This is a genomic window from Streptomyces triticisoli (assembly GCF_003270085.1).
In the GTDB taxonomy this organism is placed as follows: domain Bacteria; phylum Actinomycetota; class Actinomycetes; order Streptomycetales; family Streptomycetaceae; genus Streptomyces; species Streptomyces triticisoli.
The window spans coordinates 1-12,995 of record NZ_QFDQ01000185.1; the positions used below are offsets into that span (position 1 = coordinate 1).

General features: G+C 73.6%; 12 protein-coding genes. 8 read left to right on the forward strand and 4 right to left on the reverse strand.

Annotated features, from left to right (window positions below; translation table 11 throughout):
• Window positions 1–150 precede the first annotated feature (150 nt).
• Both DEP02_RS24430 and DEP02_RS24435 read left to right on the forward strand, forming a co-directional pair.
• Entirely contained in the window at window positions 151–1,170 is a 1,020-nt protein-coding gene (locus DEP02_RS24430) for a helix-turn-helix domain-containing protein (RefSeq protein WP_198668567.1), read from the forward strand.
• Complete coding sequence (locus DEP02_RS24435) at window positions 1,167–1,514, forward strand: hypothetical protein (RefSeq protein WP_198668568.1); 348 nt, start codon at window positions 1,167–1,169, stop codon at window positions 1,512–1,514. The genes DEP02_RS24430 and DEP02_RS24435 overlap by 4 nt, the downstream gene beginning before the upstream one ends.
• An 84-nt stretch (window positions 1,515–1,598) precedes the next feature.
• Here the strand turns inward: DEP02_RS24435 and DEP02_RS24440 are convergent, their stop codons facing one another.
• Window positions 1,599–2,525 (reverse strand): DUF3027 domain-containing protein, encoded by a 927-nt coding sequence (locus tag DEP02_RS24440; protein WP_112469842.1) that lies wholly within the window; start codon window positions 2,523–2,525, stop codon window positions 1,599–1,601.
• A gap of 487 nt (window positions 2,526–3,012) precedes the next feature.
• Here DEP02_RS24440 and DEP02_RS24445 point away from each other — a divergent pair, with 487 nt between their 5' ends.
• The 4 genes from DEP02_RS24445 to DEP02_RS24460 all read left to right on the forward strand — a co-directional run bounded on the left by DEP02_RS24445 (window position 3,013) and on the right by DEP02_RS24460 (window position 6,684).
• Window positions 3,013–4,446: an MFS transporter gene (locus DEP02_RS24445; protein WP_112469850.1), complete on the forward strand. Its 1,434-nt coding sequence runs from the start codon at window positions 3,013–3,015 to the stop codon at window positions 4,444–4,446.
• A gap of 123 nt (window positions 4,447–4,569) precedes the next feature.
• Entirely contained in the window at window positions 4,570–5,061 is a 492-nt protein-coding gene (locus tag DEP02_RS24450; protein WP_112469843.1) for a DUF2771 domain-containing protein, read from the forward strand.
• Window positions 5,031–5,786, forward strand: a complete 756-nt coding sequence (locus DEP02_RS24455) for a futalosine hydrolase (RefSeq protein WP_112469844.1) — start codon at window positions 5,031–5,033, stop codon at window positions 5,784–5,786. The genes DEP02_RS24450 and DEP02_RS24455 overlap by 31 nt, the downstream gene beginning before the upstream one ends.
• On the forward strand, window positions 5,776–6,684 hold the full coding sequence (locus DEP02_RS24460; RefSeq protein ID WP_232839265.1) for a 1,4-dihydroxy-6-naphtoate synthase: 909 nt from the start codon (window positions 5,776–5,778) through the stop codon (window positions 6,682–6,684). Before DEP02_RS24455 ends, DEP02_RS24460 begins: the two co-directional genes overlap by 11 nt.
• Before the next feature lie 50 nt (window positions 6,685–6,734).
• Here DEP02_RS24460 and DEP02_RS35370 read toward each other — a convergent pair whose 3' ends face one another.
• Window positions 6,735–7,118 (reverse strand): cold-shock protein, encoded by a 384-nt coding sequence (locus DEP02_RS35370; RefSeq protein WP_112469845.1) that lies wholly within the window; start codon window positions 7,116–7,118, stop codon window positions 6,735–6,737.
• Between the two features lie 355 nt (window positions 7,119–7,473).
• Between DEP02_RS35370 and DEP02_RS24470 the strand changes: the two genes are divergently transcribed.
• Window positions 7,474–7,725 (forward strand): hypothetical protein, encoded by a 252-nt coding sequence (locus tag DEP02_RS24470; protein WP_112469846.1) that lies wholly within the window; start codon window positions 7,474–7,476, stop codon window positions 7,723–7,725.
• Here DEP02_RS24470 and DEP02_RS24475 read toward each other — a convergent pair.
• Window positions 7,701–8,327, reverse strand: a complete 627-nt coding sequence (locus DEP02_RS24475; RefSeq protein WP_438947792.1) for an HAD family hydrolase — start codon at window positions 8,325–8,327, stop codon at window positions 7,701–7,703. The genes DEP02_RS24470 and DEP02_RS24475 overlap by 25 nt on opposite strands.
• Before the next feature lie 75 nt (window positions 8,328–8,402).
• Window positions 8,403–9,443: a hypothetical protein gene (locus DEP02_RS24480; protein WP_112469848.1), complete on the reverse strand. Its 1,041-nt coding sequence runs from the start codon at window positions 9,441–9,443 to the stop codon at window positions 8,403–8,405.
• A 158-nt stretch (window positions 9,444–9,601) separates the two neighbouring features.
• Here DEP02_RS24480 and DEP02_RS24485 point away from each other — a divergent pair, with 158 nt between their 5' ends.
• Window positions 9,602–12,163: a helicase C-terminal domain-containing protein gene (locus DEP02_RS24485; RefSeq protein ID WP_112469849.1), complete on the forward strand. Its 2,562-nt coding sequence runs from the start codon at window positions 9,602–9,604 to the stop codon at window positions 12,161–12,163.
• Window positions 12,164–12,995 lie beyond the last annotated feature (832 nt).

Here is a 12,995-nt window from a genome sequence, read left to right on the forward strand (position 1 = left end):
CTCGGCCGGGTGAACATCACCGGCTCGGCTGGATTTCCGGCCCCCCAACGGCCCTACGCTCAGCGCGACAACCCCACACATGCGTCGGCCCCCGGCCGGGAGTAGCGATCCCGATCGAGGGCCTGACCACCGAGGAAGTAGGGCTTCCCGATGGGTACCGAGAACCCTAGCGTGCCCCCGCACGCCCAGTCAGCCGTTGCCGCGAACGAAGCGAACGAACCCCACTCCCGGGCGAATCCACGCACCCCTGCCCGCCCGCGTGCCTATGGCGTCACGCACGAGAACATCCGCCACACCACCCGCTTCACGGTGATCGGCAACCACCTCGCCCAGCACCCGGAACTCTCCCTGGTCGCCATCGGCCTGGCCGCCCACATCCAGTCCCTGCCGGCCAACACCCCTGTGGACATCAAAACCCTCGCCACCCGCTTCCCCGAGGGCCGCACCCGCATCGCCGCCGGCCTGCGCGACCTGGAAACCCACGGCTACCTCCGCCGCGAATGCGAACGCACCCCCACCGGCCACATCGTCACGCGCACCATCAGCTGCAACCAGCCCAAGGCACCCCGCCACCACACCCCCGCACCCGCCACCACCCCCGTACCCGCTCCTGACTCCGCCCCCACCGACAAACAGCCCACCCCGACAGCACCCGAGACACCGAAGCCGCCCGAAACCCCCGAGGAGCACTCTCCCCGTAGGAAACCCCGCGCCCCCCGCAAAAAGCATCCCCTTCCCCCAGTCCCCCAGCCCGCCCACCCCTCTCCCACCCTCCTCCAGCAGGCCACCGACCTCCTAGCCACCCTCCACCGCGAGGACCCCCGCCTCCTCCTCTCCGCCTGCGACACCGCCCACCTCGCCCCCGGCGTCGCCGCCTGGCTGCAACACGACGTCACCCCCACCGCCGTACGCCACGCCCTGACCACCGACCTCCCACCCGAGGGCCTGCGCCGCCCCGCCGCCCTCCTCGCCCACCGCCTTACCACCCAGCTGCCGCCCCCGCCCCCGTTCCGAGCCCCGGCCGCCCCACCACCGGTCCGGCACCCCCTCCAGAACTGCGACGGCTGCGACCGCGCCTTCCGCGCCCCGGAACCAAGCCGCTGCGCCGACTGCCGAGCAGCGGCATCCGGCCCTTCCGGGCCACCGGACAACTCATGGAAGGCTCCATGAGCACGCAGGCCGACCACGGACACGAGCTGGTTCCCCGCCCCGAACAGACCCCGGATGCCCTGCGGGCCGCCCTCGCCGTCGTCGCTCCCGGGCGCCTGCCGGAGATGCAGCGGACAAAGGACGAGGCGTTCGCCAAGGTCGTGGCGTGGCAGTCACTCAGCCCGGTGCGGAGCTGGGTCCTGGCCTGGGCCAGGGACATCGAGATCGCCCGCCGCCCCGACCTCGCCACCCGCCACGCCAGAGCCACCGGCAACCTGGAGCACGAGGACCTCGGCATCGCCCAGGAAGCCCTGCGAGAGCTGGCCACGGTCCTGGACGAAGCCGTGAAGGCAGTACGCGCTTGAGCCGGACGACAGCCGTGGATCGGAGAAGCGGCAGCCGGTCGCCCGAAGTCCGCCGCGACCGGCTGCCGGGTTCCGCTGGGAGTGCTAGGAGTGCCCCAGTTCCGCCGTCTCCTCGTCGGAGACGGCCGGGACCGAACCGGAGTCGGCGGCCGGGCGGAGGGGGAACGGGTCCACCCGGGTCTCGTCGATCACCGGCGGAGCCGGCTGCGGGGGCTTGGGCATGACCGCGGCCTCGGAGTGGCCGCCGCAGCCGTACGTCAGGGAGACCACGCGGCCGTCGGCCGGGGAGAACTCGTTGGCGCAGACGCCGAAGGCCTGGCCCAGCGAGCCGCCGATCGGCACGAGGAAGCCGCAGCTCACGCAGGCCGCCGGGGCCGCCTGGGCCATGGGGGTCTTCGCGCCGAACGCCTCCTCCCAGCGGTCGGCGGCGGCATGCAGGCCGTAGCGTGACAGGACCCGGGCGCGGCGCATGCCCAGTTCCTCGGCGACCGCCGGGATCGAGCCGCGGGCCGGGACGGTGGGGAGGTTCCTCGGCGGGCCCGCCGTGACGTCGGCGTCCTCCGCCTCCGCCAGCTCGGCCATGTCCTCGGAGACCGCGGAGTTCGGGGCGGGCTCGTCCTCGCCGGAGAAGCCGGGCTCCAGCCGGAGGTCCTCGGCGTTGGTGGGCAGCAGGTCGCCGGGGCCCATGTCGCCTGGGCGCAGACGTTCGCTCCACGGCACCCACTCGGGCGCGAGCACCGCGTCCGGGCCGGGCAGCAGGACGACCTCGTCGATGGTGACGATCCTCGCGCGGGAGGCGCGGGCCACCGTGACGGCCCAGCGCCAGCCGCGGTAGCCGAGCTCCTTGCACTCGAAGAAGTGCGTGACGACGCGATCACCCTCGGTGACCATGCCTGCGTGCTCGCCGACGACCCCCGGGGCGGCCGCCTCCTCGGCTGCGGCCCGGGCGAGGTCGACGGCCTCGGCGCACAGGCGGTCGGGGGTGCGGCTTCGCGTGGTCGCTGCCTTCACAGGTATCGCTTCTCTCCTACGCCGTCTGTACGGGTGCGCCGGCCTGAAGGCGGCGGGGCGGACGGAGCGGACCCTGGACCGCGTCGACGTCCGCGCCCGCTCGCGCTCGGGCGCACCTACGTCATCCATTCTGCGGTATGCCCGTAAGGCGCGCGGCCGAGAACGTTCGCCACGACGCGCTACGCACGCTACCTTCTCGTCGGCGCTGGGCCTACACCGACGGTGGTTTCCCCCCGCCCGCCTGTCTCGCAGAGTGGGACGGCCGGTCCGGGACCACCAGGAGCGGGCGGAATCGGACAGCCCTTGGGGGGTCGGACGGCCTCCGGAGACACGCCGACGTGTGCGGGGCAAGGCGCGTCCCCCGGCGCCCGGGTGCTCCGGGTGCTCCGGCGCCCCGGTTGGCTCATCGGGGGTTCAGCCAGGGTCGTCGGGGCTCGCCCGGGGCGTAATGGCGCCAGTGGTCGCCGTCTCGGGGCAGTATGACGGGGTGGCAGCCGCGAGGACGCCCCCGGGGACCACCGGGGTCCATGGGGACAAGGGGTACAAGGGAAGCAGCCGGGGCAGCGGTTCGGGCCGGTTCGGCGGGTCCGTCCGCGCGGTCGGGCGTGCCCTGCGGCTGCCCGTCACCAAAACCGTCCGCGGCATCCGCAGGGCGACCAACGCGCACGGCGCCGGCGAGTCCGGGCTCGGCAGGCTGATCGAGCTGCACGCGGTGAACGGCGCCGGTGACGTCATGATCACCGTGGCGCTCGCCTCCACCGTCTTCTTCGCCGTGCCCACCGACGAGGCCCGCGGCCGGGTCGCGCTGTACCTCGCCATCACCATGGCGCCCTTCACCCTCCTCGCCCCCGTGATCGGCCCCCTGCTCGACCGCCTCCCGCACGGCCGCCGCGCCGCGATGGCCGGCGCCATGCTCGCCCGGGCGCTGCTCGCGCTGATCATCGCGGGCGCGGTGGCCGGCGGCAGCCTGGAGCTGTATCCGGCGGCGCTCGGCGTACTGGTCGCATCCAAGGCGTACGGCGTGATCCGCAGCGCCGTCGTACCCCGGCTGCTGCCGCCCCGCTTCTCCCTGGTCAAGGCGAACTCCCGGGTGACCCTCGGCGGGCTGCTCGCCACCGGCGTGGCCGCACCCATCGGGGCGGGGCTGCAGGCCGTCGGCGCGCACTGGCCGCTCTACGGCGCCTTTGTGATCTTCATCGCGGGAACGTTCCTGTCCTTCGCCCTGCCGCCGAAGGTCGACTCGGCCAAGGGCGAGGACCGGGCGCTGCTCGCCGCGGACGAGCAGCATCTGCGCGGCCCGCACCGCGAGCCGCTCAAGCGGCCGGGTCTGCGCACGGTCGGCACGGCCGTCACGCACGCCCTCGCCGCGAACGCCGCCCTGCGCTGTCTGTCCGGCTTCCTGATCTTCTTCCTGGCCTTCCTGCTCCGGGAACACCCGCTGACCGGCGAGAGCGCGGCGGTGTCGCTGGGGATCGTGGGTGTCTCGGCGGGCGCGGGCAACGCGCTCGGTACGGCGGTCGGGGCATGGCTGCGGTCACGGGCGCCGGAGGTCATCATCGTCACGGTCGTCGCGATCGTGCTGGGGGCCGCCGTCATGGCCGCGATCTTCTTCGGCGCGTTCCTGGTGGCCTGCCTGGCCGCGGTCGCCGGCTTCGGGCAGGCGCTGGGCAAGCTGTCCCTGGACGCGCTGATCCAGCGGGACGTACCGGAGCCGGTGCGGACCTCGGCGTTCGCCCGCTCCGAGACGCTGCTGCAGATGGCCTGGGTGCTCGGTGGCGCGATCGGCATCGTGCTGCCGCTCAACGGCGCGCTGGGCCTGTCGGTGGGCGCCGCGATCGTCGCCGCGGGCTGGGTGCCCACGGTCCGCGGCCTGCTCCTCTCGGCCCGGCGCGGCGGCAGCACCCGGCCCCGCGTGGCGTGACCCGTCCCCGCCCGGGCGGTGCCGCCCCTGACCAGGCGGTGTCACAGCCTCGTGCCCCTCAGCCCACGACCCGCCGCACCCCCGCGTAAACGGCCTGCCCGACGTGCCCGATAACCTTCGGACATGACCACGCTGCCCCGCGGCGAAGCCGCTATTGAACACCGCGCTGTGCGACGCCGCCGCGCTGTCGCCGCCGCCGGCGCCGTTTCTGCCGGACTGCTTCTCCTGACGGCCTGCGAAAAGCCGACGCCGATGGCCACGATCACCGTCGGCGACAACTCGGTGCACTCGGAGGCCACCTGCTACAACGACGGCAAGGCGATCAAGAGCACCGATCTGCTGAAGTGCCTGAAGTCGGACAAGTTGATCAAGGTTGATCCCGACGAGACCGTCCGCTTCGGTGTCGACCCGGAGATCGCGGACAAGGGCTGGACCATCCTGATGAACGGTCAGCCGCTCACCGACTCCAGCACGAAGACGTACCGCACCATCCCGGGCAGCGTGTTCTTCAACGCCAATTACGGCGCCAGCGGCAACTCCACCTGGGTCTCCATCAAGGAGGGCGACAAGAGCACCCTGGGCGTGTGGTCCTTCAAGCTGCAGAAGGAATCCTGACCACGCACCCGGTGCCCTCCGTACGCGTGCTCGTCGCCGCCGCGGTCCCGGTCGAACGGGACGCGGTGGCACAGGCGTTCCCGGAGCCCGTGCGTGAGCTGCCGCTGCCCGGGGTGACCGTGCACCGCTGCGGCGGTCACGACCTGATCGCCGCCGGCGTCGGCCCCGCCCTCGCCGCAGCCTCCACCGCCACCGCCCTGACCGCCGCCGCGCTCGGCGGCACCCCCTACGACCTCGTCGTCTGTGCCGGTATCGCCGGGGGCTTCGCGCCCGCCGCGCCCCTCGGCTCGCTCGTCGTCGCCGACGAGATCACCGCCGCCGACCTGGGCGCCGAGACCGGCGACGGCTTCCTTCCGGTGACCGAGCTCGGCTTCGGCACCGTCACCCACCGTCCGCCCGAAGCTCTCGTGGAGGCGATCGCGACCGCCACCGGAGCCCGCACCGGCACCGTCCTGACCGTCTCGACCGTGACCGGCACCGCCGCCCGGGCCGACGCCCTGCGCGCCCGCCACCCCCGCGCCCTGGCCGAGGCCATGGAGGGGTTCGGGGTGGCCGAGGCGGCCGCCGTGCACCGCGTCCCGGTGCTGGAGCTGCGCGCGGTCTCCAACCCCGTCGGCCCGCGCGACCGCGCCGCCTGGCGCATCGGCGACGCCCTGACCGCCCTGACCGAGGGCTTCGGGAAGCTCACGCACGTCCTCACGAGGTGGAACCCCCATGAGCCCTGACCGCCGGACGAGCCCTGCCAGCCGGACGAACCCTGCCAGCCGGACGAGCCCTGACAGCCGGCGACTGCGGATCGCCTACTCGCCCTGTCCCAACGACACCTTCGTCTTCGACGCCCTCGCCCACGGCCGCGTCCCGGACGCGCCCGCGCTCGACGTCACCTTTGCGGACATCGACGTCACCAACGGCATGGCCGAGCGCGGCGAGCACGACGTGCTGAAGGTGTCGTACGCCGTGCTGCCGTACGTCCTCGGTGAGTACGCGCTGCTGCCGTGCGGCGGCGCGCTGGGCCGGGGCTGCGGGCCGCTGGTGCTGACGAAGGAGCCGGACGCCGGCTTGGAGGGCCGTACGGTCGCGGTGCCGAGCGAGACGTCGACGGCGTACCTGCTGTTCCGGCTGTGGGCCGCGGACACCGTCCCCGGCGGGGTCGGCGAGATCGTGGTCATGCCGTTCCACGAGATCATGCCCGCCGTACGGGACGGGAAGGTGGACGCGGGACTCGTCATCCACGAGGCGCGCTTCACCTACCAGAACTACGGTCTGCACAGGCTCGCCGACATGGGCGAGCACTGGGAGGCCACCACCGGGCTGCCGATCCCGCTCGGCGCGATCATCGCCAAGCGGTCGCTGGGCGAGGAGACGCTGACGCGGCTCGCCGACTCGATCCGTACGTCCGTACGCGCCGCGTGGGACGACCCCGAGGCCTCCCGGGCGTACGTCATGGAGCACGCCCAGGAGATGGATCCGGCCGTCGCCGACCAGCACATCGGGCTGTACGTCAACGAGTTCACCGCCGACCTCGGCGAGGACGGCTACGCGGCGGTCCGCGGGCTGCTCACGCGTGCGGCGGCCGAGGGGCTCGTACCGCCCCTCGGCCCGGACGCGCTCGACTTCCCGTAGTCCCTGTCCCTGTCCCTGTCCCTGTCCCGATTACGGTTCCGCCTGCCGGGTCAGACGTCCAGTTGGTCGGCGACCGCGCGCAGCAGACCGGCGACCTTCTTGCCGTGGGCCCTGTCGGGGTAGCGGCCGCGCCCCAGCTCGTTCACGACGCTCTCCAGGAGCGTGGTCAGGTCCTGCACGATGGAGGCCAGCTCGTCCGGCTTCCTGCGCTGGGCGGCCGCGACCGACGGGGTCGGCTCCAGGAGCGTCACGGAAAGGGCCTGGTCACCGCGCTGTCCGGCCACCACCCCGAACTCCACTCGCTGTCCCGGCTTGAGCGTGTCCACTCCGGCGGGGAGCACCGAGGAGTGGACGAAGACGTCACCGCCGTCGTCGCGGGAGAGGAAGCCGAAGCCCTTCTCAGCGTTGAACCACTTGACCTTGCCGGTAGGCAAAGCACGCACCCCATCTCACCGGTCAGCCGAACCACTGTTGCCGCAGGTCAGGCTATCTAGCGCTCGCTCGTGCCTGCCGTTGTCCCGAAGCCTCCCCAGCTCTTTACCCCTCGTCAAGCCCGTCCACGCCAGTCGGCCGAACCTGGCTGATCAGTGTGGGCACGCTCGCCCGGGGCGGGGGAGACAAGGGATATCTCAGCACACGAGGAGCATGTGGCGGCAACCCGATTCCGGGCCCGGCGGGCGTTGCAGCGGGCGTTGCAGCGGGCGTTGCAACGGACGTTCCAGCAGGCGTTCCAGGGGCACGCTCCTGACCAGCGCCGGCACGAGCCGCGCGGGGAACTACCCTGGTCGGGTGCGTGAAGAAACCCAAACGAACTCCCCCACCGCCGGTGAAGGGCTGATCCGGGCCGGCGCCATCGTGTTCTTCGCCGGCGCGGTGGCCACGCTCGTCACGGTCGCGCCGCTGTTCCTCGGCACGAAGCCCTTCCCGACGTACATGTTCGGCCTGAGCATGCTCATGGGCGTCGGCTTCCTGATCGCCGGCATCGGCGTGCTCCGGTCGGTCGCGGCGGGACGCCGTCAGGCACGCGGCGACTCGCGGTAGCCGGACAGCCAGTCCGGGAACTCGGTCAGGTCCGCCAGGACCACGTCCGCGCCCGCCGCCCGCAGCTCCCGCCCGTCGCACGGCCCGGTGGCCACCGCCACCGAGAGAGCGCCTGCCGTACGGGCGCCGCGCACGTCGCCGACGTGGTCGCCCACGTACACGCTCGCGCCGTACTCGCGCAGCGCCTGGGCCTTCTGCTCGGCCCACAGGTCGCCGATCACCGCGTCCGGCTCGATGCCCAGGTGCTCCAGGTGCAGCTTGGCGTTCGGCTCGTACTTGGCGGTGACGACGATCGCCCGCCCGCCGGCCTCCCGTACGGCCGTCAACGCCTCACGGGCGCCGGCCAGCGCGAGCGCCGCGGCGACGGCGTACGTCGGGTACATCTCCCGGTACAGGTTCCCCACGGCCTCGACCTGGTCGGCCGGGAACCAGTTGACCAGCTCCTGTTCGAGCGGCGGCCCGAGTCGCGTGACCGCCAGGTCGGCGTCGATGTACGTCCCCGTCCGCTCGGACAGCGCCAGGTAGCAGGCGCGGATGCCGGGGCGGGAGTCGATGAGGGTCATGTCGAGGTCGAAACCGACGGTCAGGAGGCGCGAGGTCATATGGGCCATTGTGCCCAGGCGGGTGGGCGGGCAGCCCTCCGGTCCGTGTGACGTACAACCATCTCCGGTCCGCGTCTACCGTCGGCGCTGCGAGCGCCAGAGCAGGAACAGGGCCGAGAGCACGGCCGCGGCCCGCACCACCCACGGCCAGGTCTGCTGGACCGCGTCGTTCATGTGACCCTGGGCGATGGGGGTGCCCCAGCGGTCGTCGGTACGTCCCCACAGCCACACCACTCCGGCCGCGAGCGCCAGGCCCGGCATGCCCATGACGGCCCACTTGGACTCCGTCGGGGTCAGCCGGCGGGAGCCGTACGCGATCAGCCAGCCGAGCAGCAGCACGAACCACTTGCCGAGGACCGCGCCGGCGACCAGCAGCCCGGCCGCGAGCAGCAGCAGCGGGTTGCTCCAGCGCCCCCTGAGCAGGGGCAGGCCGAGCCGTCGGCGCGCGGCCGGCACCTCCTCCGGGCCGGCCGCCTCCACCACTGCCGCGTCCACGTCGGCGTCGGCATCCGCATCCGCATCGGCGGCCGTCCCGAATGCGGGACCGGGCTCGGCGGGCTCCTTCGGCGGCGGGGGCTTGAGCAGCTCCGGGATCTCCACGCCGCCCACGAAGCCGGGCACGTCGTCGCCGATCCCGAACGGGCTGCTGTCCAGGCGCCACCAGTCGGGGCGCGTGGCCGAGTCGCCGAGTTCCTCGGCGCTCGCCAGATGCGGCGGGGACGGGCCGTCCAAGGGCGCGGGGTCCGCCTTCGGCCGCGGCGGACGGGGCCGTGGTACGACCCTGCGCAGACCCTTCGGCCGCTCCTGATCCGCCTCGGACGCCCCGGACGCCTTGGAGTCCCGCTGCACGGGTACGGTCGGCCCCGGTGCCCGCGGACCCGCCTCGCCGCTGCCGCCCGCGGCCGAGACGACCTCGTCCGGGCTGCCGAGCCGGTCGAGGATGCGGCGGACGGCGGCGGGACTGTCCACGGCGGCCCTGGCGCGGTGCCGGTCGATCTCGTTGCGCAACTGGGAGACCAGGCGCATCCGGGTGGCCGAGGAAAGCTGCCGCTGCTGAGCGACGTCTCCGACCCGGCTCAGATACTCGTAGACGACCTGATCGCTCTCGATCCCCACGGAACCCCTCCGGGGTGGCTGGCCGATTACCCCGCGGGGGAGAAGGTATCGCAGGGCGAGTCCGAGCAGTCCGTCCGGCTCTTGAGGGCGCGGCCGTTCAGGCCGACGGGGGTCCGGGTCGCGGCCCCCGGGGGCCGCGACCCGCTACCGTGGGTCGGATGAGCAGCGATGAGCAACCGTCGGCTCCGCGTTCCCTCGCGGAAGCGCTTCGCGCGCGCGACGACGCCTGTCTGGCCGCGCTCCTGCGCAGCCGTCCCGATCTCATCACGCCGGTCCCGACCGACCTCACCCAGCTCGCCACCCGCGCCGGGACCCGCGCCTCGGTGGTGCGCGCCCTGGAGCGGCTGGACCGGTTCGCCCTGCAGACGGCCCAGGCCCTCGCGGTGGCCGGTGACCCGGCGACGTACGGGGAACTGCTCGGTCTGATGGCCTCCGACGCCCGGGACCCCGTCGTCGCCGCCGCGCTGCCCCGCGCCCTGGGCACCCTGCGCGAGCAGGCCCTCGTCTGGGGCGGCGACGACCGGCTGCGCCTGGTGCGCACGGCCCGCGAACTGCTCGCCCCGCAGCCGCAGCACCCCTCCCCGACCGGGCTCGGCCCGACCGTGCGGGAGGCGACGGCGGGCATGTCACCGGGGCGGATCCAGCAGATCCTGACCACCGTCGGCCTGCCCTCCACCCACGACTCCGTCTCCGCGGTCGCCTCGCTCACCGCCCTGTTCACCGACCGCGAGCGGACGGCCGCGCTGCTCGCCGAGCTCCCGGCCGACTCCCGCGAGGTACTGGACCGCCTGGTGTGGGGACCGCCCTACGGCCAGGTCACGCACGACCCGGCGCCGCGCCTGCGCCGGCTGCTCGACCGCGGGCTGCTGCTGCCCACTGCGCCCGGGACCGTCGTACTGCCCCGCGAGGTGGCCCTGCACCTGCGCCAGGGCCGCGCCCATCGCACGCCCGAGCCGGTGCCGCCCGCCGTCGAGGCGGTCGCCACGCACCGTCCACAGGTGGTGGACGCCACCGCGGCCGGGCAGGCGTACACCGCCCTGGCCACCGTGGAGGAGCTGCTGAAGGACTGGGACGAGGGCGGGCCGAACGTGCTGCGCGCGGGCGGCCTGAGCGTGCGCGACCTCAAGCGCACCGCCGTCGCCCTCGACGTGCCCGAACCAGTGGCCGCCTTCTGGGTCGAGCTCGCCCACGCGGCCGGGCTGATCGCCTCCGACGGCGAGGTGGACGAGCGGTACGCGGCCACCCCCGCCTACGACGAGTGGCGGGAGCGGCCCGCCGCCGAACGCTGGGCGCACCTGGCGGCGGCCTGGCTGGCGGCCACCCGCACACCGGGGCTGGTCGGCGGGCGGGACGCCAAGGACCGCGCGCTGTCGGCGCTCGGCCCCGGACTGGACCGTTCGGCGGCACCGGAGGTGCGGCACCGGGTGCTCACCCTGCTCGCCCGCCTGCCGCAGGGCACCACGCCCTCCGCCGAGTCGGTGCTGGCCCGGCTGCACTGGGAACGCCCCTCGCGCGGACCGCGGCAGGAGGACGACCTGCGCGGCCGGCTGGCCCGGTGGACGCTGTCCGAGGCGGAACAGCTCGGCGTCACGGGACGCGGCGCGCTGTCCGCGCACGGGCGCGCACTGCTGGGCGCGCCGCCGCCCGCACCGGTCGCCGGGGAACACGCCGGGCCGGGGCCCGCGGGCCCCGGCGACAAGCTCCCCGTCCACAAGCACCACCGGCCCGAACCGGCCCCCGGCCTGCCGGAACCCCTCTCCCCCGCCGAACAGGCCGCCGCCACCGCCGCGGCCGCCCGTGTCCTCGCCCCGCTCCTGCCCGAACCCCTGGACCACGTCCTGCTCCAGGCGGACCTCACGGCGGTGGCGCCAGGCCCGCTCCAGCGGCCGCTCGCCGACCTGCTGGACGTGCTCGCGGACGTGGAGTCCAAGGGCGGTGCGACCGTCTACCGCTTCACCCCCGCCTCCGTACGCCGCGCCCTGGACGCCGGCCGCACCGCCGCCGACCTGCACGCCTTCCTCGCCGCGCACTCCCGCACGCCGGTTCCGCAGCCGCTCGCCTACCTGATCGACGACGTGGCCCGCCGGCACGGGCACCTGCGGATCGGCGCCGCCTCGGCGTACGTGCGCTGCGACGACGACGCGGTGCTGAACGAGATCCTGGCCGACAAGCGGTCCGCCGCACTGCGCCTGCGCCGCCTGGCGCCCACCGTGCTCGCCGCGCAGGCCGACCCGGCCACGCTGCTGGAGGGCCTGCGCGCCATGGGCTACGCCCCGGCCGCCGAGTCCGCCGAGGGCGACGTCCTCGTCACCCGGGCCGACTCCCACCGCACCCCGCCGCGCGCCGCGCCCGAACCGGTCCCGGAGGGCCCGCCGCCCCCGGACGCCACCCTGCTCGCCGCCGCGATCCGCGCGATCCGGGCGGGCGACCTGGCCTCCACCACCCCGCGCAAACCGACCGCGGCCCCGGTCGCGGACGGCGAGCTGCCCCGCACCGGCTCCGCCGAGACCCTCGCCACCATGCAGGCCGCCGTCCTCACCGGCGAGGCCCTGTGGATCGGCTACGTCAACGCCGAGGGCGCCGCCAGCCAGCGCGTCATCGCGCCGATCCGCGTCGAGGGCGGCTTCGTGACGGCGTACGACCACACGGCGGACGAGGTCCGCACCTACCCGTTGCACCGGGTCACGGGGGTGGCCGAGCTCGCGGACGACCAGCCGTGACCGTGCGCGAGTAGGGCACACTGGACGTTTGTCCCCCGTGGAAATGGGTTCCTGGAAAGGGCTCCTGGAAAGGGCTTCGCGTGTGAAGGTCCCCTGAGCGTCCATACGGTCAGGCGTGATGCGCACACTAACGGATAGGTCCGAGCTGTGGAGTGGTTTACCTGGTCAGTGTGGTTACGCAACCCCGCTGAGGAAGACCACCGACGTTGTCACGGAGCGAAGGGGAGGTCTGCCTTGGGTGGGGAACGGTGATCACCGACCAAGCCATCACCACGCTGTGCGGCCTGCCTGCGAGCCGGGAATCCGGCCATCGATCCAAGGCAACGGACAGCAGTGGGCCACGGCACGCCTTCCAGGGGACGCCGCCACCAGTCTCAGAATCACCGCGCGGTTGGCAGCGTTCGAGCCTTCAACCTTCTGATCCGTAGGATCGGGCGGCCTGTTGGGCGGAGCCTCCGCCTTCAGCCAAGCCGATCGCTGATGGTCGTGCTCGACGGTCTCTGTGTACCGTCGTTGCCGTCAGGATTGCCGTCAGCCAGGAACAGCGTCAGGGGCTGTAAGGACCGCCGCCAAGTCCGCTTCAAAGACGGCTCGCTCCGCCCCCCGCGCGCTGCCCGGCCCCCGTCCGGGCCTGCGCTCATCTCTCAGCCCCGCTCCAGCCTGGCCGGCGTCCGTGCGCGCGCACCCAGCAATCAGCTGCCTGCGCCAGAGACGGGGTACGTCACAGCTGGGGCAGTCGGCTCCACAGTTTTAGAGGTCCTAACAGAGTGCTCGGACGCGCCGGTGCAGGATGAGGCAGACAGCCAACTGCAGGAAGGCGTCATGGATGTCG